The organism is Synechococcus sp. O70.1 (assembly GCF_047462215.1).
In the GTDB taxonomy this organism is placed as follows: Bacteria; Cyanobacteriota; Cyanobacteriia; order Thermostichales; family Thermostichaceae; genus Thermostichus.
On sequence record NZ_JANSIT010000015.1, the window covers coordinates 29,470 to 54,678 of the forward strand.

At 60.2% G+C, this 25,209-nt stretch carries 20 protein-coding genes and 1 tRNA gene; 11 read left to right on the forward strand and 10 right to left on the reverse strand.

The annotated features are described in order from the left end of the window. Positions 1-3: 3 nt before the first annotated feature. Entirely contained in the window at positions 4-1,509 is a 1,506-nt protein-coding gene (cysS, locus tag NW833_RS09155; RefSeq protein ID WP_414412268.1) for a cysteine--tRNA ligase, read from the reverse strand. Positions 1,510-1,950: 441 nt separating this feature from the next. On the opposite strand from cysS, the gene NW833_RS09160 reads away from it, so the two are divergent. The 4 genes from NW833_RS09160 (at position 1,951) to NW833_RS09175 (ending at position 6,606) form a co-directional block, all read left to right on the forward strand. Then, a complete protein-coding gene (locus NW833_RS09160; RefSeq protein WP_414412269.1) occupies positions 1,951-3,420 on the forward strand; it encodes a LysM peptidoglycan-binding domain-containing protein in 1,470 nt (489 codons plus the stop codon). Positions 3,421-3,506: 86 nt separating this feature from the next. Further along, the gene (locus tag NW833_RS09165) at positions 3,507-4,829 is read left to right on the forward strand and encodes an FIST N-terminal domain-containing protein (protein ID WP_414412270.1); all 1,323 of its coding nucleotides are present in this window, start codon (positions 3,507-3,509) and stop codon (positions 4,827-4,829) included. A gap of 190 nt (positions 4,830-5,019) precedes the next feature. Beyond that, entirely contained in the window at positions 5,020-5,775 is a 756-nt protein-coding gene (locus tag NW833_RS09170; RefSeq protein WP_414412271.1) for a response regulator transcription factor, read from the forward strand. Between the two features lie 48 nt (positions 5,776-5,823). Next, positions 5,824-6,606, forward strand: a complete 783-nt coding sequence (locus NW833_RS09175; RefSeq protein WP_414412272.1) for an S-adenosyl-l-methionine hydroxide adenosyltransferase family protein — start codon at positions 5,824-5,826, stop codon at positions 6,604-6,606. A 369-nt stretch (positions 6,607-6,975) separates the two neighbouring features. On the opposite strand, the gene NW833_RS09180 is transcribed toward NW833_RS09175, so the two are convergent. Further along, positions 6,976-8,037: a histidinol-phosphate transaminase gene (locus NW833_RS09180; protein WP_414412273.1), complete on the reverse strand. Its 1,062-nt coding sequence runs from the start codon at positions 8,035-8,037 to the stop codon at positions 6,976-6,978. An 85-nt stretch (positions 8,038-8,122) separates the two neighbouring features. Next, a tRNA-Asp gene (locus tag NW833_RS09185) sits at positions 8,123-8,196 on the reverse strand. 49 nt (positions 8,197-8,245) lie between these two features. Between NW833_RS09185 and NW833_RS09190 the strand changes: the two genes are divergently transcribed. Continuing rightward, complete coding sequence (locus NW833_RS09190) at positions 8,246-8,722, forward strand: hypothetical protein (protein WP_414412274.1); 477 nt, start codon at positions 8,246-8,248, stop codon at positions 8,720-8,722. Between the two features lie 9 nt (positions 8,723-8,731). On the opposite strand, the gene NW833_RS09195 is transcribed toward NW833_RS09190, so the two are convergent. After that, complete coding sequence (locus NW833_RS09195) at positions 8,732-10,393, reverse strand: protein kinase domain-containing protein (RefSeq protein WP_414412275.1); 1,662 nt, start codon at positions 10,391-10,393, stop codon at positions 8,732-8,734. A 238-nt stretch (positions 10,394-10,631) separates the two neighbouring features. Between NW833_RS09195 and alaS the strand changes: the two genes are divergently transcribed. Beyond that, entirely contained in the window at positions 10,632-13,283 is a 2,652-nt protein-coding gene (gene alaS / locus NW833_RS09200) for an alanine--tRNA ligase (RefSeq protein ID WP_414412276.1), read from the forward strand. Positions 13,284-13,331: 48 nt separating this feature from the next. Continuing rightward, complete coding sequence (locus tag NW833_RS09205; protein ID WP_414394442.1) at positions 13,332-14,291, forward strand: GDP-L-fucose synthase family protein; 960 nt, start codon at positions 13,332-13,334, stop codon at positions 14,289-14,291. Here NW833_RS09205 and NW833_RS09210 read toward each other — a convergent pair. From NW833_RS09210 to NW833_RS09220, 3 genes are all read right to left on the reverse strand, one after another. Beyond that, positions 14,288-15,025, reverse strand: coding sequence for a DevA family ABC transporter ATP-binding protein (locus tag NW833_RS09210; RefSeq protein ID WP_414394439.1), 738 nt, complete (start codon positions 15,023-15,025; stop codon positions 14,288-14,290). The two genes, NW833_RS09205 and NW833_RS09210, sit on opposite strands and share 4 nt — an antisense overlap. 64 nt (positions 15,026-15,089) lie before the next feature. Continuing rightward, positions 15,090-16,268 carry an ABC transporter permease DevC gene (gene devC, locus NW833_RS09215; protein ID WP_414412277.1) on the reverse strand — a complete coding sequence of 393 codons (1,179 nt, stop codon included), beginning with the start codon at positions 16,266-16,268 and terminating at the stop codon, positions 15,090-15,092. 8 nt (positions 16,269-16,276) lie between these two features. Further along, positions 16,277-17,440 (reverse strand): ABC exporter membrane fusion protein, encoded by a 1,164-nt coding sequence (locus tag NW833_RS09220; protein WP_414394433.1) that lies wholly within the window; start codon positions 17,438-17,440, stop codon positions 16,277-16,279. Between the two features lie 208 nt (positions 17,441-17,648). On the opposite strand from NW833_RS09220, the gene murC reads away from it, so the two are divergent. The 3 genes from murC (at position 17,649) to NW833_RS09235 (ending at position 21,341) form a co-directional block, all read left to right on the forward strand. Beyond that, on the forward strand, positions 17,649-19,121 hold the full coding sequence (gene murC / locus NW833_RS09225; protein WP_414409959.1) for a UDP-N-acetylmuramate--L-alanine ligase: 1,473 nt from the start codon (positions 17,649-17,651) through the stop codon (positions 19,119-19,121). Between the two features lie 53 nt (positions 19,122-19,174). Then, a complete protein-coding gene (murB, locus tag NW833_RS09230; RefSeq protein WP_414412278.1) occupies positions 19,175-20,182 on the forward strand; it encodes a UDP-N-acetylmuramate dehydrogenase in 1,008 nt (335 codons plus the stop codon). A 376-nt stretch (positions 20,183-20,558) separates the two neighbouring features. Further along, entirely contained in the window at positions 20,559-21,341 is a 783-nt protein-coding gene (locus NW833_RS09235) for a DUF3598 family protein (RefSeq protein ID WP_414412279.1), read from the forward strand. Here the strand turns inward: NW833_RS09235 and NW833_RS09240 are convergent. Together NW833_RS09240 and NW833_RS09245 are read right to left on the reverse strand one after the other, a co-directional pair. Next, on the reverse strand, positions 21,307-22,089 hold the full coding sequence (locus NW833_RS09240; protein ID WP_414412280.1) for an alpha/beta hydrolase: 783 nt from the start codon (positions 22,087-22,089) through the stop codon (positions 21,307-21,309). The two genes, NW833_RS09235 and NW833_RS09240, sit on opposite strands and share 35 nt — an antisense overlap. A gap of 36 nt (positions 22,090-22,125) precedes the next feature. Continuing rightward, a complete protein-coding gene (locus NW833_RS09245) occupies positions 22,126-22,899 on the reverse strand; it encodes a ZIP family metal transporter (protein WP_414412281.1) in 774 nt (257 codons plus the stop codon). Positions 22,900-23,204: 305 nt separating this feature from the next. Between NW833_RS09245 and NW833_RS09250 the strand changes: the two genes are divergently transcribed. Further along, positions 23,205-23,864 (forward strand): hypothetical protein, encoded by a 660-nt coding sequence (locus NW833_RS09250; RefSeq protein ID WP_414412282.1) that lies wholly within the window; start codon positions 23,205-23,207, stop codon positions 23,862-23,864. On the opposite strand, the gene NW833_RS09255 is transcribed toward NW833_RS09250, so the two are convergent. Further along, complete coding sequence (locus NW833_RS09255) at positions 23,861-24,868, reverse strand: aspartate-semialdehyde dehydrogenase (RefSeq protein WP_414412283.1); 1,008 nt, start codon at positions 24,866-24,868, stop codon at positions 23,861-23,863. The genes NW833_RS09250 and NW833_RS09255 overlap by 4 nt on opposite strands. Positions 24,869-25,209: the final 341 nt, after the last annotated feature.

A 25,209-nucleotide genomic window follows, 5' to 3' on the forward strand; every position in this document is an offset into this window, starting at 1 on the left:
TTCCTACTCCCGCAGCCAACGAGTGGTGCCATCTTTTTGATCGATGAGGGTAATCCCCAAGGCCTTTAGCTGCTCTCGAATCCGATCCGCCTCGGCAAAGTTCTTTGCCCTGCGGGCTGCCGTGCGTTGGGCCACCAGCTCCTCAATCTGCGCATCTTCAAGAGGTGGAAGCTTGGCCAGTTCTCCCTTGGCAACGCCTTTCTCAGATCCCTGCGCAGTGGCAGGCTGGGTCCAGCAGAAGCCTAGGGTGGCCAGGATCTCCAGCAGAGCGGCGCCTTTTTGCCTTAGCACCTGCGGCTCCAGGTGGGTGCAGCCCTCGTGGGTCAACAGGTTGTGCTCGCGGATAAGTTCCTTGGCCAGTTCAAAAGCAAGAGCCAGTGCCCCAGGGGTGCCAAAGTCATCGTCCATGGCCTCCTGGAAGGCTTGCATGGCCTCGGCAGCAGGGGAGGCCGTCTCCCCTTGGCAGAACTGCTGGGCGCAGTGGATCCCTTTCTCGAGGGTTTCCCAGCCGCGGCTAGCCGCCTGCATTCCAGCCTCGGTGAGGTCAATCGGGCTGCGGTAGTGGGTCTGCAACAAGAACAGCCGCAGGGCCATGGGGTGGTAGAGGGCAAGAGCCTGGCGCAGGGTGGTAAAGTTGCCCAACGATTTGGACATCTTCTCGCCGTTGACATTGACAAAGCCGTTGTGCAGCCAGTACTTGGCTAGCGGCTTGCCAGTAATCGGCTCCGATTGGGCCAGCTCGTTCTCGTGGTGGGGAAAGATGAGGTCTGCACCGCCAGCGTGGATGTCGATGTGATCCCCCAGGTTTTCCCGCACCATGGCAGAGCATTCGATGTGCCACCCTGGCCGCCCCCAGCCCCAAGGGGACTCAAACCCCGGCTCCGAGGGGGGAGCCGCTTTCCAAAGGGCAAAATCGAAGGGATCCCGTTTGCCGGCTCCTTCCTCTCCTACCCGGCCACTGGCCCCTGCCTCCAGCTCCTCCAGCTTGCAACCGGAGAGCTGACCGTAATCCGGGAATTTACGGACGGCGTAGTAGACGTCATAGCCTGAGATTCTCTCCTGGCAAGCCCGCACTCGATAGGCAAAGCCCTTGAGCTCCAGGGACTGGATTAGCTCAAAGATTGCCGGCAGGGAGCGAGTTACCCGGGGGTAGAGATCGGCCCGCTTGATGTTGAGGCGATCCATGTCCTGGAAATACTCGGCGATGAAGCGTTCTGCCACCGCCTGCATCGACTCGCCCCGCTCCAGCGCCCGCTTGAGGATCTTGTCGTCCACATCGGTAAAGTTCTGCACATACTTGACCCGGTAACCGCGCCACTCTAGGTAGCGGCGCACTGTATCCCACACCACATAGGTGCGCGCATGGCCCAGGTGGCAGAGGTCGTAAACCGTAACGCCGCAGACATACATCCGCACCAAAGGCTTCTCCCCAGGGGGCGTTTCCGCGGCAGACAGGGGCTGAAATACTTCTTTGCGCCGGGTCAAGGTGTTATAGACAACCAAAGCCATGGAAAGTCCCAGTTTGTAGTTGTAGTTTCAGATACAGCAAAGTGGGCTCTGTTTCCAAGAAGCGCTTTCCTCCTCCCTTGGATGAGGCTAGGCAAAATCGCAAGGGGTAGAAGGCTGGAATCATTGCAGGACAAGCATCTTAGCGGAGATTACCTGCGAAGACTTGTCTAGATTTACTAACTACGGTAACCTAACCTGAGTACAAAGCTTCGTTACATTGGCTTGAGCCTTGCCGCTTGCAAAGGCAGCTCATTGCTAGGGGCCTATTGCCTTGTTTTTGGCTTCTTCTCTTGCACTCTAGCCGTTGGTGTGAGGATGCCTCCAAAATCGACGCTCTCCAATTCCCAGAGGGAGGAGCTAGACATCCCGAGGGCTTTCTCTCCAGCCGAGGATTGGTTAGAGACCCCGCCAGCTCCGGATCCCTCTGTGGAAGGAGGCAGGGTGCTCTCCGCTCTATCCAGGCAGTGGTGGCCTGGGCTAGCCCTTTCTCTCAGCTTAGCTGGCCTGGTGTGGCTCCTGAAGCGGGAGGCGGATCCCGAGGCAGAGGCCTGGCAAGAGTCGCTGCCCAGTTCCTCTCAGGAACCAGCCTCTCCAGAGACAGGGGCTCCCTCGCGAGGGCATCCAGCCTGGGCCACCAGTCTTCTGCTGATGTTGGGCTTGGCAGGGGCTGCTAGTCTGCAGCAACGCCAGCTTTCTCGTCACCCTTGGGGAGCGAAGCTGGCCGAGCCGATCCCACCCTCCGTGTATACCCTGTCTAGTGCCCTGCAGCAGAACTACGAGCTGAAAAAAGCCCAACTGCGGCAAGCCTTCGAGGCCGGCCAGATCCCAACGGGGGAAGGGCCTAGAGGCATTCTCGAGCATGAGGTGCAACCGGGAGAGACCCTCTGGCGCTTGAGCCAGATGTACCAGCTCGATGCTGCCGCCATTACGGTCTCCAATCGCATTCAAGCGAGTACACCGCTGCAGCCAGGGCAAAAGTTGCTCATCCCCAGCCAGCCGGGGTTGATCTACACCGTCAAGCAGGGAGACACCCTGGAAGACATTGCCAAGCGCTATGGGGTTCCGCAGCAGCGGATCATCGAGGCTACTCCCTTGGATCGGCCCGAGTATCTGCGCATTGGTCAACGGCTGCTCATCCCTGGCGATGTGGGCGAGCTGATCCGGCGCGAGAAGGAGATGATCGCTGCCCAGAAGGCCCGCGAAGAGAAAGCCCAGCGCCAAGCTGCAGAACAGGCTCGACTCCAAGCCGAGGAGCGACGCCGCGCCCAGCGGAGGCCGCTAGAACGTCAGGAGGGATCCTTGACCCACACGGTGGAAGCTGGTGACACCATCGAGCGGATTGCTGCTCGCTATGGGGTAACCCAGCGGTCGATCATCCAGGCCAACAACCTGCACAATCCCCATTGGCTGCGCATTGGCCAACGCCTGACGATTCCGGCCCCTGGCAGGCAGCTCCCCCTCCCGACTCCCGCGCACCAAGCCTGGCGACAGTCCCAAGCTCGGCCAGCGCTGGCAGCTCCGCCTCCCGTGGCCCGCAGCAGGGGCTTTATCTGGCCAGTCCCAGGGCAGGTCACCTCTGGCTTTGGCTACCGTCGCGGTCGCTTCCACTCGGGGATCGATATTGCCGGCCCGCTAGGAACCCCGGTTGTGGCCGTTCAGGAGGGGGTTGTGATCTTTGCCGGCAATGCCGGCGATGGCTATGGCAATTACGTGGATATTCGCCATCCCAACGGGATCGTTACCCGCTACGCCCACGGCCACCAGATCTACGTGTCCAAGGGCCAGTACGTGCAGCAGGGCCAGGTGATCATGAGCCGGGGCAACACGGGCCACAGCACAGGGCCTCACCTGCACTTTGAAGTCCGCCCCGGGGGGGGCGCGCCTGTGGATCCCTTGCTTTACCTACCCTGATCCCAGCGGGGCTAGCTGAGAACAACCACTCCGGGTATAAATTGCTAGCCTAAAAGAGCAAGCTCCCAACCTCTGAGAACAGGCCGATGCAGTGGGCAAACGCACTCTCCCAGCTTCCTTCCCTGGAAGCGGCTCTGCAGCAGGTGGTGGAGGAAGCCAAGGCTAAACTTCAGGCAGCTCAGCTCAAGAGTGCCTTGACGCGGCAGGTACAGGTGGTGGGATCCGGCAGCTTGCCAGGAGTGCTCACGGGCTACCTTCCCCCCCAGCCGCTGCGGCCCAACTTAGGGATCCTGTTTGTGTCAGCAGCCTTTGCCAGCGAGTACCTTCGCGTGCTGCCCTTATTGTCTGACTTGCTCGAGGTGGACGTTTTAGTTGGCTGCTCGGGTAGCGGCATTGTTGGCGGCGGTCAGGAAATTGAAGAAGGGCCGGCGGTGTCGCTCTCTTTGGCGGTGCTGCCGGATGTGGCGTTGCACCCCTTTCATCTGCGCGGGGATCAACTGCCAGACTTGGATGCCCCGCCTTCAGCCTGGATTGAGCAGGTAGGAGTTGCGCCCCAGGCCCAGCCCCATTTCTTGCTCTTAGCCGATGGATTTTCCTCCCGCATCTCCGAGCTGGTGCAGGGTTTGGATTTTGCCTATCCCGGAGCTGTCAAGGTGGGGGGATTGGCCAGTGGTGGCCGCGGTCCTCGGGGCAATGCTTTGTTTTTGCTGGATGCACGTACCTCCGCCCCCCGGCGGGAGTTGTATCGAGAAGGAACAGTGGGGCTAGCTCTCTCCGGCAACGTGGTGCTGGATGCAGTGGTAGCCCAGGGGTGCCGTCCCATTGGGGATCCCTTGCGCGTTACCGAAGCAGAGGGCAATGTCATCCTCAGCTTGGAAGGACGGCCTCCCCTAGCGGTTCTGCAGGATTTGGTGGAACGGCTGAGCCCAGCGGATCGCCAGTTGGCTCGCCACGCTCTCTTCATTGGCCTGCTGATGGATGAGTTTAAGTTGGATCCAACGCCGGGGGATTTTCTCATTCGCGTGATTCTCGGCGTGGATCCGCGGGTGGGAGCCATAGCCATTGGGGATCGGGTGCGCTCCGGCCAGACCGTGCAGTTTCATCTGCGAGATGCCCAGACCTCGGCAGAGGACTTGCGGTCGGCTCTCAGGCGCTATTGCCTTGAGCGCAACTTGGGGCAAGACCCTGCCCTAAGCCCGCAGCCCTGGGGGGCGCTGATGTTCGCCTGTTTGGGGCGAGGCAAGGGGCTGTATGGCGTCCCCAACTTTGACTCGCAGCAGTTTCGAGAAATCCTGGGAGAAGTGCCGCTGGGAGGCTTTTTTTGCAATGGGGAGATTGGCCCCGTGGGGGGATCCACCTTCTTACACGGCTACACCTCCTGCTTCGGCATTTTCCGGCCCGCCCGCTAGCTTGTCTCCAGGTGCCCACCAACCGGAGGCCAGAGGCAGCATTCTATTGGGTTGAAAAGCTCTGGCCTCTAGCCGTGCTTGCTGGCTGCAATGGCCGTAGAATGCCAGTAAACTTTGAGTTGTAAAGCTTCGATTCTTTGTTAGCGACTTTAACAAAACGTTTTATCCGCAGTTCGGGCTGCAATCCTCTATGGCTCGCATACTCATCATTGAGGACGATCCTTCAGTCCTAGATATTCTGCGTATCAATCTGGAGTTGGCGGGCTACGAAGTTGTCACGGCTACGGATGGGGTTCGGGGTCAGGCGCTGGCTTTGCAAACTCTCCCCGATCTCATCATTCTCGACCTGATGCTACCCCAAGTAGATGGACTGACAGTTTGCCAACGGCTGCGGCGGGAGGAGCGCACCAGCGATATTCCCATTTTGATGCTGACTGCCCTTGGCCAGACCCGGGACAAGATCGAGGGCTTCAACGCCGGTGCCGACGACTACCTGACCAAGCCCTTTGAGGTACAGGAGCTGCTGGTGCGGGTACGGGCTCTGTTGCGCCGCGCCGACCGGATCCCGCAAACGGCCAAGCACGGCGAGATCCTCACCTATGGCCCCCTGACGTTGGTGCCGGAGCGGTTTGAGGCGGTGTGGTTTGGCAAAACCGTTAAGCTCACCCACCTCGAATTTGACCTGCTCCACTGCCTCTTGCAGCGCCACGGCCAGACAGTCTCCCCCAGCGAAATCCTCAAGGAGGTATGGGGCTACGATCCCGACGATGACATTGAAACCATCCGTGTCCATATCCGCCACCTGCGCACCAAGCTGGAGCCGGATCCCCGCCACCCCCAGTACATCAAAACTGTCTATGGCGCAGGCTATTGCCTGGAGTTGCCCAACATCGCCGAGCCCCTTCCGCCCCAGCCGGAGCTGGCAAAAGACTCCCCCTCCACGTGAAAACCCCCTGCAGGAGCAGAGGGTAGGCAAGCGCTGCTTGACCCGCCCATGAAAATCATTAGCTTACTCACGGATTTTGGTCTTCAGGATCCCTACGTGGGCATTCTCAAAGGGGTGATTTGGGGGATTGCACCCCAGGTGCAGTTTATCGACCTCAGCCACGAAATCCCGCCCCAGGACGTGGCAGCAGCCCGTTTTGCCCTGATGACGGCTTACCCCTATCTGCCTCCAGGCAGCATTCACCTGGCGGTCGTGGATCCAGGGGTGGGAACTCGGCGGCGGGCAGTGGCCATCCAAACCCAGACTGGCTACCTGGTGGGCCCCGACAATGGCCTTTTTAGCGGCATTTTGGAGCAATCTCCGCCTCTAGCCGCTGTGGAACTCACCCGGTCTCAGTACTGGCGCACTCCCTCTCCCAGCCGCACCTTCCACGGGCGGGACATTTTTGCCCCTGTGGCTGCCCATCTGGCCAACGGGATCCCCTTGGCAGAGCTGGGGGATCCCCTAGACGTGGCCGAGCTGGTTCGCTGGAGCTGGCCACCACCGCAGCTGGAGGACAACGGCTGCCGGGGAGTCATCCAGGCTATCGACCACTTTGGCAATGGCATCACCAACCTGCCGGGTCAGTGGGTGGAGGGACGGCACTGGAGAGCCTGGATCAAAGGCGTTGCCATTCGTTCTGCAGCCACCTTTGCCGAGGGAAGCGAAGGCGAGCTACTGGCTTTGGTGGGCAGCGCCGGCTGGGTGGAGATTGTGCAAAACCAAGGCAACGCCAGCCGCACCCTCGACTTCAAGGTAGGGGAGGAAGTGCGCTTGGAGTGGCTTGGCTAGCTTCCTCGCCGCCAACTTCCTGGGAGAGGGAAGGCCCGGCAGGTTGGCTTTCGACCGTCCCAGCCTCTGGCGCAGTTACCCCTCCTTAACAACCTGAGCGGCTTCGGCCTTGGGCAGGGTATGGCCAAGTGCTGAGCGGTGGCCTCAAGGTGGAAGCGCTCCGGATTAGCTCCCGGCACCCACCCTTGAACAGTGTAGGCTTCGCCGCTTTCCAAGACCTGCAGTGGCGTGGGGAGAACGCCTCCCTGCGTCAGCCAAACAATCGCTTGGATCCCGCTTCTTTAGAGAAGAGAAGTCGGAAAAGGTGCTGCCCTCAAGTGGGATCCAGATCCACTTCCATCCTCCAAGACCGCCGTTTTAGGGATCCCCTTACCTCCCTGACTGTAAAATCTGCCGCAAGCGCTCTAAGGCCCGTTGGTTCTCCTCGGAACTACCCACTGTCAGGCGTAGCCCGCCGCCGCTACAGCGCACACAGGTTCCTAGCTCCTGCCAGGCCCGCTGCAACTCTTGGGGATCCCAGCCGGCTACCCGAAAGTAGAGAAAGTTGGCTTGGCTAGGCCACACCCGCACCCCCGGCAGCTCTTGCAAGGCATGGTAAAGGGCTTCCCGCTCCTGACGAATGAGGGCCACATCGGCCAAAAGCTCGTCGGCATGCTCTAAGGCAAGCTGGGCGGCCCACTGGGAAATGGCCGAGAGGTTGTAGGGTAGGCGGATGGCCTCTAGCACCTGGATGAGCTGAGGATGGCCAATGGCATAGCCCACTCGGTGAGCTGCCAGGCGAAAGGCTTTGGAGAAGGTGCGTAGGATAACCCAGTTGGGGTGCTCTGCCAACTTGGGCAGGGCCGTGTGCTGGCTGAACTCGAAATAGGCTTCATCCAGGATGACCAGGACTTCCTCCGGCAGCCCCTCCACCCACTCCCACTCAGCCGCCGTTAGACCATTGCCGGTGGGCGAATTGGGATCCACCAAACACACCACCCGCACCTGCTGCCCTGTCATAGCCTCTTGGCACTGCTTTAGATCTAGGGCAAAGGTCTCGGGGTGGCGGGGCACGCGCACCACCGGGATCCCCAGGCTCTCCGCCAGGATGGCGTACATGGAGAAGGTGGGCTCTGGCACCAAAATGCCGCCCCTGTCGCCCAGGCAGGTGGCAATCAAGAGGGATCGGATGAGCTCGTCGGAGCCGTTGCCCACGCTAATCTGCTCAGGAGCCGCCCCTGCATAGGCTGCAATGGCCTGCTTGAGGCGCCGATGCTGGGCATCGGGATAGCGGTTGCTCAGGATCTCCTCTTCCCAGAGGAGAGAGAGCTTCTGCTTAAAGCCCACCGGCCAATCCCAAGGAAACTCGTTGGCATCCAGCTTGTCGGCCGTCAAGGGCGGCACGGCAGCGTAGGGCTGCAGCTGAAGCAAATCTGGGCGCAGATACCGCAAGGCACATCTCCCTGACGGGGCAGGGTACCTATGGTAGCAGGGCTGACCTCCTTGCCAAAGTAGGCTAGAGTGTTCCCAATGGGTACGGGGCTGACGGGGCTCGAACCCGCAACTTCCGCCGTGACAGGGCGGTGCTCTAACCAATTGAACTACAGCCCCAGGAGCTGCGAATACTCATTCTGAACCTAAGTAAGGGTGGTTGTCAATCATGGTACCTAGTCTGGCGGCCCAGGCCGCGACGCTGGTGGAGGAAGCTCCGCAGAACGGGATCCCGGCCGCAGCGATGCAGCAGGTAACGGCAGTGCTTACCCAGGTGGCTCAGCATCTGGATCACCTGCAGTACACCATCCTGCGCTACCCCGATGGCGGTTGGATAACGGCACGAGTGGAGGAAAACTCTCCAGGAAGGGAGCCCATCAGCCATCTTTGGATCCCAGCTTTTGGCCATCTGGAAGATGCCCAGGCGACGCTGGCAGAGCTGCGGGAGCAGGCACCGGAGCTGGAGGCGGCCTCTTTCAAGGTTTTGGAGCTGTTGTTCCTGTCCCTGGGGTTTTCCCACGCCGAGGGCATTGTCTTTTATGACCAAGCGGGGGATCGGCGGCAAGGGAAAGCCGTCAATTGCCGGCTTTTAACAGAACAGATCAACCAGGCCCTGCGCCAAGTCATTCCTCCCCCTCTTGCCTGAGGCAGAACGTCAGTTCAAGATGGCTCCCTGGCGGCGGGCAAACTTACGCAACTTCTCATCCATTTGGGCTCCCCGCAGGTCAGCTTTGGAGAAGTTGGTGAAGCGCTTGTCCTTTTCCTCAGACTGATGCAGCAGCGAGGCCCTGCTGCCTACAGACCAGAGCACGGAGCTGGCCACCGCCACCGCGATCCCGGCTGCTCCCAAGGCGTAAGCCACGTTGCGCGTGGTGAGATGGATAAGCAAAAACCCCAGGCCCGCCGATCCCAGAAGTCCTCCCAGGCCTGCTAGGATTCCGCCCAGGGTCTTGGCCGAGCCCAGAAGCCGGCTCAAAAAGCGCAGCCAGCGGGGCTGAGGGGTGTTGAAGCGAACCCCCCGCAGATCGGCTCCCTGCAGGTTGGCTCCCGAGAAATCGGCCCCCCGCAGATCGGCGCGGCGCAAATCGTAGCCGGCCAAGTTCCGGTTAGCAAAGGACTTGCCCCGCAGATCCGCTCCAGCCAAAGACGGGATCCGCGGAGGGGTAGCCGGCTTCATGCGCCCGCTGCCGGCAATGCGGCTAGTCAGACCCACGTGGGTAGAGTCGGTAGGAATGGATCCTGGAGGCAGTAGGCCCCCCGCTTCGGCCTGAGGGAGTGGCTTAGGCGAAAACCCATCGGTTCGAGGTAGAGGAGGAGAGGTTAAAGGTCGCCTGGCCCAATGGTTTGAGATCAGCGAGGGGCTGGAAGGGGCAGCCAGGGGAGAGCTGGGCAAGAGAATTGGCTGGGAGATCCGACCCTCTTGCACTGGGATCGGGATCCCTTGTAGAGCCCGCAGCACCTCGGTAGCCGTGGCAAAGCGCTGGCTGATGGCCGGCTGCAGCATACGGCGCAAAATGGCGTCGAACTCAGGGCTGAGCTGCAGGCGATCCGACCAATCCCACTGGCCTGTGTTGTGGTTGTAGAACTTGGCCGGCGACTCCAGCGTCATCAAATTGAGGCAGGTAGCAGCCAGCGCGTAGAGATCGCTAGCGGGGCCTACTGCCTGGCCAGCCATCTGCTCCGGCGGAGAAAAGCCCGGGGAGCGGATGGCCGTTCCCTCCTCCGACACCTTGTGGCCGGGCCCAAGCTGCTTCACGGCCCCAAAGTCAATGAGCACCAGGCGGCCATCTTCCTTGCGGCGAATGAGGTTGGCCGGCTTGATATCGCGGTGGACAGTGTTGTGGCTGTGGACATAGCTGAGGATGAGCAGCACCTCCTGCATCACTTGCCGGGCTTGTTCTTCGGAAAAAGGCCCGTTACGCCGCACCTCCTGGGCAAGGGTGATTCCCTCGATAAACTCCTGCACCAAGTAAAACTTGCCGCCTTCCTGGAAGTGGGCATAGAGCGTGGGGATTTGCGAATGCTCCCCCAGGCGCTCCAACACCTCGGCTTCGCGGTTAAACAGCTCCTCCGCCAGCTTGGCCAGTTGGGGCGAATTTTCCACTGGGCGCAACTGCTTGATCACCCGCCAGGGCTTGGAGGGCATGTCCTCATCTCGAGCTAGGAAAGTAGCGCCAAATCCCCCCTGTCCCAAGCGCTTGAAGGCCCGGTAGCGATTGCGCAGCAGCAGCGGCTGTCCACAGGCAGCACAGGTGGAGGCATCCGGCGGATTTTCTGGCTGCGGACAGTTTGGGTTGAGGCAGTAGCAGCTCAACATTTAGCGCGCTACCGGCTAACGCCTAGAGAACCAAGAGAGGAAAGCTAGGTAGGCAAGCGCGTTTAGGCTAGACCCAAGAGAAATCTGGCGCATCTAGCTCAACTAGGCTGATTCTATGCGTTTGCCTACTTGCGGTCCATCGGCGAAATCGCTTAGATTTTGCTGCTTTCAACTGCCCCAGAGCTAGAAAACCTAGAATGGAGAATATTGATCAATGCAGTCACCCTTTGCCTTGGCCATGTCTTCGTCCTTCTCCGGGGCCGCCATCCGGCAGGCTTTTCTAGATTTCTATGCCCAGCGGGGCCATCAAGTGTTGCCCAGCGCCTCCTTGGTGCCGGAGGATCCGACAGTGCTGCTAACCATTGCCGGCATGCTGCCCTTCAAGCCCATCTTCCTAGGGCATCAGGATCCGCCCTACCCGCGGGTGACAACTGCCCAGAAATGCGTGCGCACCAACGACATCGAGAACGTGGGACGGACAGCCCGCCACCACACCTTTTTTGAGATGCTGGGCAACTTTAGCTTCGGCGACTACTTCAAAAAAGAGGCCATCACCTGGGCTTGGGAACTGGTGACAGAAGTGTTTGGCCTGCCGCCGGAGCGCTTGGTGGTGAGCGTCTTCCGGGAGGATGAGGAGTCGTTTGCCCTCTGGCGCGATGAGATAGGGATCCCGCCCCAACGCATCCAGCGCAGGGGGGAGGAAGACAACTTCTGGGCTGCTGGCCCCACTGGCCCCTGCGGCCCTTGCTCGGAGATCTACTACGACTTCAAGCCGGAGCTGGGGGACGAGCAGATCGACCTAGGGGACGACTCCCGCTTTCTCGAGATCTACAACCTGGTGTTCATGGAGCTCAACCGGGACAGCGAGGGCCACCTCACCCCCTTGGCCAAGCAAAACATTGACACGGGCCTAGGGCTGGAGCGTCTGGCTCAGGTACTCCAGGGAGTCCCCAACAACTATGAGACGGATTTGCTCTTCCCCATTGTGCAGAAGGCGGCCGAGATCGCCCAGGTGGACTACTTCCAGGCCAGCCCCGAGCAGAAAGTCTCCCTCAGGATCATCGGGGATCACGCGCGGGCGGTGATGCACCTAATTGCCGATGGGGTGATCCCCTCCAACGTGGAGCGGGGCTATGTGCTGCGGCGGCTGATCCGGCGGATGGTGCGCCACGGGCGCCTCTTAGGGATTGGCGAGCCCTTTACCCTGCCGGTGGTGGAGACGGCCATCCAGTTGGCGGAGGCTGCCTATCCTGAGGTGCGGGAGCGGGAGGCGGTGATCAAAGCCGAGCTGCAGCGGGAAGAGGAGCAGTTCCTCAAGACTCTGGAGCGGGGGGAACGGCTGCTGTTTGATTTGTTTGCAGACGTTACAGCCAGTGGCGCGCCAAAGCAGATCTCTGGGGCCGACGCCTTCAAGCTCTTTGACACCTACGGCTTCCCGTTGGAGCTAACCCAAGAAATTGCCCAGGAGCACGGCTTCAGTGTGGATCTGCAGGGCTTTGAGCAAGAGATGGAAAAACAGCGGCAGCGGGCCCGCGCCGCCCACCAAACCCTTGACGTCATGGCCCAGGGATCCCTGGACGAGCTGGCCGAGTTTTTAATCGAGACGGAGTTTCTTGGCTACAGCCAGTCCTCTGCCCGCGGCGTGGTCGAAGCCCTGCTGGTGGAGGGGAAATCCGTGCCCCAAGTGGAGGCGGGGCAAGTGGTGCAGGTGGTTTTGGATCGCACACCTTTTTATGCCGAATCCGGGGGCCAGATTGGGGATCGCGGCTACCTGGCTGGGGATGGAGTACGGGTGCGGGTGGAGGACGTGCAGAAGCGAGGAGATCTGTTTGTCCACTTTGGCCAGGTGGAACGGGGGATCCTGCGGGTGGGGGATCCCGTGCAGGCCCAAATTGACCTGGCCTGTCGGCGGCGCGCCCAGGCCCACCACAGCGCCACTCACCTACTGCAGGCAGCCCTGAAGAAGGTGGTTGATCCCTCTATTAGCCAAGCCGGATCCCTGGTGGCTTTTGACCGGCTACGTTTCGACTTTACCCTCTCGCGTCCCCTCACCCCCGAAGAGCTGCAGCAAGTTGAGGATCTGGTCAACACCTGGATTGCCGAGGCCCATCCGGCTCAGGTAGCCATCCTGCCCCTGGCAGAGGCCAAAGCCAGAGGGGCAATCGCCATGTTTGGGGAAAAATACGGCGCCGAGGTGCGGGTGGTCGAATTTCCGGGGGTGTCGATGGAGCTCTGCGGCGGCACCCACGTCAGCAACACCGCCGAGATTGGCCTATTTAAGATCATCTCTGAGACGGGCATAGCTGCCGGGATCCGCCGCATCGAGGCTGTAGCCGGGCCGGCGGTGCTGGAGTACTTGAACGAGCGCGACAGGGTGGTGCGGGAGCTGAGCGCCCAGTTCAAGGCCAAGCCCCAGGAGATCCCAGAGCGCGTTGCCGCTTTGCAGGCGGAGCTAAAGGCCGCCCAGAAGGCCCTTGAGGAGGCCCGCAGCCAGCTGGCCTTGCTCCAGGCAGAGCAGCTCTTGCCCCAGGCTGTAGCCGTGGGCCCTCTGCAGATCTTGGTGGCGGAACTGGGAGCCACTCCCCCGGAGGCGCTGAAAACCGCCGCCGAACACCTACTCCACAAGCTGGGGGAAGGGGCAGTGGTGCTGGGATCGGTGCCCGAAGCGGGCAAGGTAAGCTTTGTAGCGGCTTTTAGCCCGGCTGTCCAGAAACTTGGCCTGAAGGCGGGCTCCTTTATCGGCGAGATTGCCAAGCTCACCGGCGGCGGTGGCGGGGGGCGGCCCAACCTAGCTCAGGCTGGCGGCAAACAGCCGGAGAAACTGGCGCAAGCTCTCCAAGCGGCTCAAGAGCGGCTGCAGGCAGAGCTGTCTTCAAGCTTGGGCAGTTAGGAGCTGCCGCCCTGCCATAATGAAAGCCGGGAATTTTCCGCGCCAGCCATGTCCACTGCCATCGATCTCAGCCAAAAGCGCATCTTGCTGACCGGAGGGAGTGGCTTTTTGGGCAAACATGTCCTGCAACAGTTGTACCTCCTGGGCGTCAAGCCGGAGCAGGTGCGGATCCCACGCTCCCGCACCCAGGATCTACGCCGCTGGGAAGTTTGCCAAGAGGTGGTGCAGGGACAGGACATCGTCATCCACCTGGCGGCCCACGTGGGGGGCATCGGCCTCAACCAGGCCAAGCCAGCAGAACTCTTCTACGACAACCTGATCATGGGATCCCAGCTTATCCATGCTGCCTACCTGGCGGGCGTGGAGAAGTTTGTCTGCGTGGGCACCATCTGTGCCTACCCCAAGTTCACTCCTGTCCCCTTCAAAGAAGAGGATCTCTGGAACGGCTACCCGGAGGAGACCAACGCCCCCTACGGCATTGCCAAGAAAGCCCTGCTGGTGCAACTGCAGGCCTACCGGCAGCAGTACGGCTTCAACGGCATCTACCTCCTGCCGGTCAACCTCTACGGCCCCATGGACAACTTCGATCCCGAAACTTCCCACGTCATCCCCGCTTTGATCCGCAAGGTGCATGAAGCCCAGCAGCGGGGCCAGAACTACGTGGAGGTGTGGGGAGATGGCAGCCCCACGCGCGAGTTTTTCTACGCCGAAGACGCAGCTCGGGGGATCCTTCTAGCCACCCAGCTCTACAACAGCCCCGAGCCCCTGAATTTGGGCACCGGCGAAGAGATCTCCATTCGGGATCTGATTGCCCTCATCTGCGAGCTGATGGGGTTTCAGGGAGAGATTCGCTGGCGAACTGACAAGCCCAATGGCCAGCCCCGCCGCTGCTTAGATGTCTCCAAGGCCCGCGAGAAGATTGGTTTTGTGGCCAAGGTGGGGTTGCGGGAAGGGCTGCAGCGCACCATCGACTGGTACCGCCGTCACGCCTCCCAGGGAGCAACCTAGGCAATGGGCTGGCTCTCCAGCCGTCCATCCTCCATGTGCAGCACCCGGTCAGCAATGTCAAGGATGCGGTTGTCGTGGGTTACCAGCAGGATGGTGCAACCTTGCTCCCGCGCCAACTTCTCCATCAGGGTCACCACCTCGCGGCCCGACCTGCTATCGAGGGAGGCCGTCGGCTCATCCGCTAGCACCAACTTGGGGTGGCTAACGAGGGCGCGGGCAATCGCCACTCGCTGCTTTTGACCCCCTGACAGCTGTTCCGGGTAGTAGTGGACGCGATCCCCAAGACCCACCGCTGCCAGCATTGTTTCTGCCCGCCGTTGGCTCTCCTGGGGAGACAGGCCGTTGTGCAGCTCCAGGGCCATGCGCACATTCTGGGCTGACGTCAGGGATCGCAGCAGGTTGTGAGCCTGGAAAATATAGCCAATTTTGCGGCGAACCTGGACGAGGGTGCTGGGCTTGGCTCCCCGCAGCTCCTGCCCCAACACCTGCAGGCTGCCCTCTTGCACCGAGCGCAAGGCTCCTAGGAGAGTGAGCAGCGTGGTCTTACCGGAGCCAGAGGGTCCAGTCAACAACACAATCTCCCCCGGGTGCAGGACAAAGTTGATGTCAAAAAGGACTTGCCGGCGCAGGGATCCCTCACCGAAATAGTGATTTAGCCCTTCGACTTTGACCACGGGCTCAGCGGTATTTTGAGTGGAGGTAGGGGCAGTTTGATTGAGAAGGGAAGTCAGCATAGGAAGCTCAGAATCTCAAATTACTAACTAAGGAAGCCACCATTCTGGATTCCTGCTTCAGCAGTTAGAAAATGTCGGCAGGATCAGCAGCCCGCAGCCGCCGCACAGCAATGGCTCCTGAGATAAAGCACATACTCACCGTTAGCCCCAGGACCAACATCGCTCGGTTAAAGGTCATGGCAATGGGCAATAGGGTAGCATTGGCCGTCAAATCGTAAAGCAAAACAGCCAAGGCAAAGGCGGGAATGTAGCCCAAAACAGCCAGCAAAAGGGCCTCCTGAAGCACCACCCCCAACAGGTAGGTGTCAGTGTAGCCCATGGCTTTGAGGGTGGCATACTCCGCTAGGTGATCAGATACATCGGTGTAGAGAATCTGATAGACAATCACAATGCCGACGATAAAGCCCATAGCCACCCCCAGGCCGAAAATAAAGCCGATGGCCGTGCCTTCCTCCCAATAGCTCCGCTCCATGTCAATGAACTCTGCCCGCGAGAGTACTCGCACGTCCTCGGGCAGCAGAGCCCGCATCTGCTCCAGCAGCGGCTTGGGATCTACCCCTGGCTGGAGTTGCACCACGCCAATATCCACCAGGCCACGCTCGCGCTGAGGAAAAATCCGCAGGAAATTGAGGTCACTGGTAAGGATGGTGCCGTCGGCGCCAAAGGTAGCCCCCATCTCAAACAATCCCCCTACCCGCACCCGGCGGTTGCCCACTTCGGTAACGACTTCTTGTCCAGCCTCAAACCATTGGGCAATTGGACCAAACTCGCTGCGGGAGCGGCGGTCAAAGAGCACTACGTCAGCTTTTTTAATCTCCTCCAGCTCGTCGGGGGTTAGCCCTGGCAAATCCACAAGGTCGGCAGAGGGATCCACCCCCACGACAAAAATGCTGCGAGTGCGACGGGTCTCAGGGTTTTTCCAGAGGGCAAAGCCCAAATACACAGGCGAGACAGCTTGCACTCCCTCAAAGCCCAACGCCTGATAGAGCCGCCGCTGCGAAAAGGTGTTCATGGCAATAAGGGCGTTGGACTGGGGACTGACCAGGAAGATCTCCCCTTTGAGGGCAACATGGAAGCGGATGGCACTCTCCAGCAAGCTGTCCTGGAAGCCCAGCTGCATGAACATGAGGATGCAGGCAAAGGTAATGCCTGCTAAAGCCACCAGCAGGCGGATCTTCTCCCGCATCAACTGCAGCCAGGCTAGGGGAATGCGGCGCCCAATAAAGCTGAACAGGCTGGACATCGCCCTCTCTACCCCTCAGCATCAATGGCCACGTTCACCTGCAGGTTGGTCAGGCCGGCCACGCGGGCACTGCTTTCTGGATCCAGGCGGATGTACACTTCCACCACCCGCGCATCTACGTCAGCAGCAGGGTCAGTGTTGAGCACGTCTTTCTTGCCAATTTGCAAGCCTACCCGCTCCACTCGGCCCTGTAGGGTTTCTGGCAGCACGCGGTTGCTGATGGTAGCTCGTTGTCCTGGTCGCACCCGCAGGATGTCGGTTTCGTAAACTTCGGCCACCACCATCATCTGGTCGGTGTTGCCCAGCTCGAGAATCCCTTGGTTAGCAGCGATCACTTCCCCCGGCCGAGTGTGGATTTTCAGCACCTGGCCAGCCCGGGGGGCACGGATGAGGGTGCGCTCCAAGCGGGCTTCCGCCAGTTCCAGGTTGCGGGCCAAAGACTGCAGCTGCACCTGCGCTTGGGCCCGTCTCAACGCCGCTTCAGCAGCTTGCACTTGGGCCTGGGCATTGCGCAGATCCCGCTCGCGGGCAAGGCGCAGTTGGTTGAGGGTGGCCTCGGCAGCTTGTAAGTCCTCCTGGCGCTGTCGCACCACCAGAGCCTTTTGATCGAGTTCCTGCTGCGAAATAGCTCCCTCCTGCCAGAGAGCCTGAAAGCGAGCCAGATTGGCCTCAGCATCGGCTAGCTCCGCCCGAATGCGCTCCACCACGGCTTCCTGGGAGCGGATCTGCAACTGTTGGGGCTCGTCCAGCCGGCTAAGGCGAGTGCGTGCTTCTTCAATTTGAGCCTGGCCAAAGCGGGTCTCAGCCTCTAGACGGGCACGGGCCTCTTGCAGTTGGGCGGCAGCGTACTCCCTCTCCGCTAGGCGCTCGCTGTAGCTTTCCAGACGGGCCAATACCTGCCCCGCCACCACCCGCTCCCCTTCGGCTACCAACAGCTCCCCCAGTCGTTCGCCAGGAGGGCCAGCAACACGGATAACGCTCCCCTCCGGCTCCAGACGGCCCAGAGCCCCGACCGAGGTAGCCAACGGCGTTGCCCCGCCTGCTGCCGGAGTTTCGGCTGGCGGCGGCGTTGCTCCTTGGGTGGCTCCTTGTTGGCTCAACCCTAAGGTAGCTAGCGCTGCCCAGCCAACCAGCCCAGCTCCTGGCAGTAACCACAGCAGTTGGGGTCTCATTTTGCCGTCAACTTCAAGCCTACAGCTACCCCTTCATTAAGAAGCTTAAAGCTTTGTGGAAAAGAGTGTCAAGTTCGAAATTGCACTTTAAGCAGCTCTTTTTCCTTAGGCTTTGCTTCCCTGCTGCAGAAGGCGAAAAACTGCTGATATGATCTGCCTTGCAGCAGCTTTGGTTTTAGGTGTGTGCGAGGAGTGAGGCAACGTTGCAATGGTGGAGACAGCGGGGGGAGAAGATCCCGGCATTTCGGTGCAGGCTCCGTCTTCATCTCTACTTGGGCAAAGCTTGGAGCTGTCGAACTCCTCCCTTTCGGCCTATCACTTTGTTGGAATTGGGGGGGTCGGCATGTCTGCTTTGGCCTATATTTTGGCGAAGAAAGGGTTTCGCGTTTCGGGGTCCGATATTGTTGCCAATAACCGCACTCGCCGCTTAGAGGCGTTGGGGGTGCGCGTTATTCAAGGTCACACGGCAGAGGGGTTGATTGGGAATCCCCAGGTGGTCTACTCCAGCGCCATTCGCCCCACCAACCCGGAATTAGCGGCGGCTCTAAACAAGGGACTAAAGGTTTGGCACCGAGCCGATTTACTAGCGGCTTTGTTTAACCATCGCCCCAGCATCGGCGTGGCGGGCACTCACGGCAAAACCACCACCAGCAGCATGATTGGCTACATGCTGCTTGCTGCGGGCTGGGATCCCACCCTCATCATAGGCGGGGAGATGGAGGCGTGGGACGGCAACGCTCGCCTAGGCCAGGGAGAATACCTGGTGGCGGAGGTGGATGAGTCAGACGGATCGCTGGTGCGTCTTTATCCCAAAATTGGCGTGATCACCAATGTTGAGCTAGACCACCCAGATCACTATGCCAATCTGGAGCAGGTCATCCGGGCCTTTCAGCAGTATGGGCAGCAGAGCCAAACCCTAGTGGCCTGCCTGGATTGCCCCAACGTGGCCACCCACCTCAAGGTGGACGTGGGCTACAGCCTGGCCGGACATCCCCAAGCCCAGTACCAAGCGCGGCAGATTGTCTACAAGGGCAATTCCACTGCCGCCGAGATCTGGGAAAGGGGATCCCTGCTGGGTCAGCTACGGCTGCAAGTGCCGGGATCCCACAACCTCAGCAATGCTCTAGCAGCGGTTGCCGTTGGGCGACAGTTGGGCTTGGAGTTTCCGGTAATTGCCTCTGCCCTGGCCGAGTTTCGAGGGGTGCAGCGCCGCTTTGAGGCCAAAGGGGAGGTGGGCGGGGTTACCTTTATCGATGACTATGCCCACCATCCCAGCGAGATTCGCGCTACGCTGCAGGCAGCACGGCTACAACAGCGGCGCGTGGTGGCAGTATTTCAGCCCCATCGCCATAGCCGCTTGGCTGCCCTGTTTCAGGATTTTGCCTGCTGCTTTGAGAATGCAGATGTGGTGGTGATTGTGCCCACCTACGGGGCAGGAGAGCCAGCGTCGGAGCATTCTGACAGCTTGCGGCTGGCCGTGGCGGTGGCGGAACACCATCCCCAGGTGCGCTATGTGTCTTCTTTAGCGCAACTGCCGCAGGTGTTGACCTCCATTTTGCAAGCCGGGGACCTCGCTATCTTTCTGGGTGCAGGCGACCTCAATCAGCAGATAGCGGCTACGATGCGGGCATATGCAGCCCAGGTGGGGGAACAGCTCCAGACTCCTCCGGAGGGAGAATAGCCTGGGCAAAGAACCCACGCTTTCAACATGGCTGCTTCTGAGGTATCAACACTATGACGACAGCTCCGCTGGTGCCTCAGCAGAACAGGTCCTGTGGGCCCGACGCCGCAGGCCATGCTGGTAACGAGGAGCTTCTTCCTGCTGGGCAAGAAGCGCTGCTGTCTGGACGGATTCGCCCAGGGATCCCCTTGGCCCCTCTGACCACTTTGCGGGTGGGGGGCAGGGCGGAGTGGTATTGTGAGCCCGGCAGCAACCCGGAGCTGCGGCAGTGTTTGGCTTGGGCGCGGGCAGAAGGGATCCCTGCCACTCTGGTGGGGGCAGGCAGCAATTTGCTCATCAGTGACGCCGGTTTGCCGGGGCTAGTGATCCACACCCGGCGTTTGCGCGGGCTGCAACTGCTAGAGGGGGGGAGGATCTGGGCCGCTGCCGGAGAACCTTTGGTCAACCTGGCGCGGGCGGCTGCCAAGCAAGGCTGGAGTGGACTGGAGTGGGCGATTGGGATCCCAGGCACGCTGGGGGGAGCAGTGGTGATGAATGCTGGCGCCCACGGGCACGCCATGGCAGACGTGGTGGTGGAGGTGCAGATTTTGGATGAAGAGCAAGAGCCCTGCCGCTTGAAACCCGCCGACCTGCAATTTGGCTACCGCCGCTCGCGGCTGCAGGACTTGCCCTGGACGGTTATAGGGGCAACATTGCAGTTGATCCCGGGCCAAGATCCAGCCCAGGTGCAGTGGGAAACCCAGCGCCACCTCAACCAGCGCCTAAGCTCTCAGCCCTATCATCTGCCTAGTTGTGGCAGCGTCTTTCGCAACCCCGAAACCTATCCCGCTGGCTGGTTAATTGAGCGAGTGGGTCTAAAGGGCTACCGAATCGGCGGAGCCCAAATCTCCGAGCGCCATGCCAACTTCATCGTCAATTGTGGCCAGGCCAGCGCCAATGACATCTACCGCCTAATTCGCCTAGCCCAGGAAAAAGTCTATCAACAATGGTCGATCCTGCTGGAGCCAGAAGTACGCATTCTGGGATCTTTTGAGGATTCTTCGATAGCTAGTTTTTTCTGACTTAATCTGCTCTTGCTACCCCCTTAACAGTTTACGGGTTAGGGTATGGCTGCTTTGCGTCGATGCCACCATGTGGAGTCCTACTTCAGACTGGTAAACGACGAAAACTTGAAAGAACTCCTTCCCGCTATGGCAGCGGGATCACAGAAGCTATCTCCAAGCTCCATTTTTATAACCCCATTAGGATCCAAGGTACTCGGTGTCCTATTCGTTCCACTAAAGCCTCCGCAACTGCAGGCTGCATCGTCATTTTTTGAGCCGCGGTAAACCACAACCCTTTCATCAGAAAGCTGATGTTATCCCCAAAAGGTAAAATACCACCCCGGAGCTTCTTCCCCATCGGCTCTGTCTTCAACGTTGCACTTCAGGCTTCTTCATGAAAACCCCGATACAATGCCTAGCCCTACACTTGGGAGAATGGCACGGCCTCTTTTCTGACTATCGACCTACTGCCCACGGTGGTTGGGAGCTAGTAGGCCAAAAGCGCAGCCTCATTACCTTTGAGGCTTTGGAGTTGGGCGCGATCCGCCAAACCAATGCCTACTACCCCCTGGAGGGATCCCCTAACCCAACAAGCCGCCAGAGCTGGGTTTACCGAGATTTCTCGCCCGGACTGCGCTTTTTCCCCGATGGCTCCTTTTCTAACGGGCGGCTGCAACTAGCGCCGTTTAGCGACTTTGCCGTTGAGCAAGGCTTTCTCTGGGGAGATCGCAAGGCGCGGCTGGTGCAACAGTGGGATGCCCAAGGTCGTCTGGTAGAGGTAACCGCGATCCTGGAGCGGCGCGGCCAACCTTTGGATCCCGTTGCAGACTGTTCACCCCTGAGCAAAGAGCGACTGAGAGCCTGCCTCCAGGGGAGATGGCGGGGGATCGCCCAGAGCTTTGCGGTTGCCGAGGGCCGGTTTGCCGAAACCGAGGTGGACTGCTCGGGGGCAGAGTGGTTGAGCAACTGGGATCCCTTGCCGGGAGGGCTGTGGATTGGCGGGCCGGATCCCTTGCCCATCCCTACCCTTCATCGGGATCGCCGCTTTTCCGTCAGCCTAAGCTGGTTTCCAGAAGGGCCGGAGGGCCGCCACCTGCTGCGCCTGGTGCGTGACTACGACGAGCGCGGCGCTTGGCAGCGGGTTACCCTAGTGCGGCTGGAGCGGGATCCTGGGTGAGAAAAGCACAGACCTGGGCAAACACGGTCTCCCGCTCGCAGTCCAAAGTGAGAACGTGGTCGGAGCGCTCCAGCCACTGCAGGCTCTTCTCGGCGGATCCCAGTTCCCGATACAGCCACACCGCTTGGTCGGGATCCACCACCGTATCTTGGCGCGGCTGCAGGATGAGGGTGGGCACTTGAATGCTGGCTACCTCCCCCTTGACCTGCTCGATGAGCTCGAGGGCGCTGCGCACCGCCGTCAGATTGAAGCTGCGCAAATAAGCCACTTTTTCTGCCAAAGCGCGGACCTCGCTATCCCGGATCGGCAGGCGGAAGCGGGGGACATCGTCCAAAAGCCAGCCCAGGCTGTTGAGGTACTGCTCCAGGCGAAAGAGGTAGTACCAGCGGTGGCGAATGGCAAAAAACGGCGCCAGCAGCACCAATTTGTGGACAGGATGGGAAAAGGCCAGGTGCAACGCCAACAGGCAGCCGGTGGAAAACCCCACGAGCGAAAGGCGCGGGTACTCCTGGCGCAGAGCTAGGTAATGTTCCAAAGCCCGCCCATACCACTCCGTCCAGCGGGAAGGGGGCATGCGGGGTGCTGGGCGGTCATGGCCGGGGTAGTTAAACCCCTGCACCGTTAGGCCGGCTGCCAACAGCCGCTCCGCCAGCCACTGCAACTCGTAGACGCCACCCCCCAACCCGTGCAGCAGCAGGCAGGCGTGCTCCCCTGATCCCCGCCACAGAAAAGGCTCGTTGCTCAGCATTGAAAACCTCGCGTCAAGACAGGACAGGATCCCTTTCTAGCCCAGCGCAATATCGAGCAGCAGCATCAACACAAACCCACTGAGAACGCCAAAGGTGCCCTCCCGCTCCAACCCCTGCCGGTGCGACTCAGGGATGATCTCACCCGAGATAACAAACAGCATCGCGCCGGCAGCAAAAGCCATGCCCCAGGGCAGCAGCGGCTGAGCCAAGGCAACCACCGTCGCTCCCAAGATGCCACTGATGGGCTCCACCAAACCCGTCAGCAGAGCGATGGCAAAAGCAAACAGCCGCGAATACCCCTGGCCTGCCAGCGACAAGGCCACCACCAGCCCCTCCGGTATGTTATGCAGGCCAATCCCCAGCGCCAGCACCAACCCATCGCTGACTTGGCCGGTAGCGAAACCCACTCCCACCGCCAGTCCTTCCGGGAAATTGTGCAGGGCGATGGCAATGATGAACAGCCAAATCCGTTTCAAATGGGCGCGGTTCTCCCCTTCCACCCCTTTGAAAAAGTGCTCGTGAGGAAAGAGGCGGTGGGCACTCTCCAGGAAGATCGCCCCCAACAACAGGCCCGCCCCCATAATCACCGCCGCCTCGAATTGGGAATGTCCCAGCGCCAGGGCCGCTTCGGTACCCGGCACCAGCAGCGAAAACGAGGTGGCTGCCAACATCACGCCACCCCCAAACCCTAGCAAGATCCCTTGCACCCTCTCCGAGAGTGAGGGAAGAAACAGCGCCGGCAAAGCCCCCAACCCCGTTGCCAAGCCGGCCACAAAGCTAGCCAGGGATCCCGTTGCAATTGGATGCACAGATCACTCTCCGTCAGGGCTCAATGCCTCTCAATTTTCCCCTTTTTCCGGCTAATTCCCATTCACCGCCTCTTTCTCCTCTGAAAATGACTCCCCAGTAGCGCTAGGCTCACCCCTACGGAAAACGCACTTCTAGTGTGTTCAATTGGCGATGACTAAAAGGAAAGCAGAGATGACAAGAAAAGCGATTACAAGGCATTTAACCCCACCTCCCCGACCCAACCAACACAACCGCCCTGCCGCTGACTGGCCTCTCTTTCTCCGATCCACTCCCTGCCGGCCTAATCGTTGCCAATCCTAATAACTTGAACAACGACTGTGGCGGGACGGTGGCAGCTCCCCCCGGGGCAAACTCCATCTTGCTGGTCAATGGCACCCTAGGAGCTAATGCTAGCTGCACCATCCGCTTGGATCTTCAAGTTACGGCCACCACAGCGGGATCCCTGACCAGTCCAGCGGTAGTCCTCAGCAGCAACCAGGCGCCCAATGCCACCGCAGCCGCCATTACCCTGACGGTGACGGTGCCAGCTCCCGCCTTTACCATGGACTTTCTTCCCAACCCGCTTGGCCCAATTGGCCCACGTCCCGTTACCGGGAATGGAACTTTGACGTTTACAATAACCAACAACGCAGCCATTCCATTGACGGGCTTGGCCTTTAACCACACCTTGCCGGGAAGGCCGCCTCCTTTAACCGTAGGGCCTGGTGCACCTCCTCCCTTACCTGCTTCCTGTGGTGCTGGAGCTAACCTCACAGCCTCGGTGGGTGGGAACACCATTCAATTCACCGGAGGACAAGTAGCCCCAGGACAAACTTGCACAGTGACCATCCCTGTCCAAGTCACATTCGCAGCTACGGACTCAGCCGGCACCTACAACTACACCAACTCCCCGGTGACGTTGAACAGCACTGAGGCTGCCCCTGTTACAGCGGGGCCAGTAACCTGGACAGTTGTAGTGAATTAGTCCTTCAAAAGCAGCTCGGCAATTTGAATGGCGTTGAGGGCCGCACCTTTGCGGATTTGATCCCCGCACAGCCACAGCTCTAGGGCCTTGGGCTCGGAGATATCCTGGCGGATGCGGCCCACCGCCACCTCGTCTTTGCCGGCTACATCAATGGGCATGGGGAAGCGGTTGTGTTCCCAATCTTCAATCAGCACTACCCCAGGCGCTTGAGCCAAGATTTGCCGAGCTTGTTCTACTGGGAAGGGCTGTTCAAACTCCAGGTTGAGGGCCTCGGCGTGGGTACGTAGCACCGGCACCCGCACACAGGTAGCTGTCAGCCGCAGGTTGGGGGATCCCATAATCTTGCGGGATTCGTTGACCATTTTCATCTCTTCCTGGCAGTAGCCGTTCTCTTGCAGGGGGCTGTTGTGGAGGAAGAGGTTGAAGGCGATGGGGTAGGGGAACACCTGGGGCTGAAAGGGCTGGCCTTGCAGGTAGGCGCGGGTTTGCTCCTCTAGCTCCACCATCGCGCGGGCCCCAGCTCCACTCGCCGATTGATAGGTAGCAGCCACCACGCGGCGCAGGGGGATGTGGCGATGCAGGGGGTAGATGGCCACGCACATTAGGATGGTGGTGCAGTTGGGGTTGGCAATGATCCCCCGGTGGCAAAAGGCTTCCTGGGGGTTGACCTCGGGCACCACCAGCGGGACATCGGGATCCAGACGAAAGGCGCTGGAGTTGTCGATCAGCACCGCTCCTGCCTCGACGATGGTTCTGGCCCAGGTTTTGGAGACACTAGCACCGGCAGAGGCCAGCACCAGATCCAGGCCCCGGAAGGCCGCTTCTGAAACCGGCTCCACCGGGATCCGTTCCCCCTTGAAGGTCAAATAGGTGCCCGCTGAACGGGGCGAGGCCAACAGCTTCAACTCTGCCACCGGAAAGTGGCGCTCTTCCAGCAGTTTCAGCAGCTCCGCTCCTACTGCTCCTGTGGCCCCCAAGATGGCCACCCGTTGTTGCCGTCCCATGCTTTCTTGTCCTCAGGTTTTCCTCATTCTATGGCTCTCCTCTAGTCCTTGATTCCCTGGACAATCAGCCACTTTGTGGCATAACCAACCTCCTGCCTTGGCGGAGATGGGCTGAGCTAGTAGGCTTACGAGTACATCTTTTCTGGTAGGCACTTTGCCTAGGCTAAAGTTGGCTCCGTCTTTAGCCGGTGTGCCTTATGGGGGCAAGGAGCACCTACCTGCAGCTCGCGGGGAAGTTACGCCTGTGGAGATTCCTCTGGCGGGGTGGTAGGGGTAAACTCTGCCACTAGCTGCGGGTCGTGGAAGCAGGAAGAAAGCGTCAACCTGGAGCAAAAGTCCGC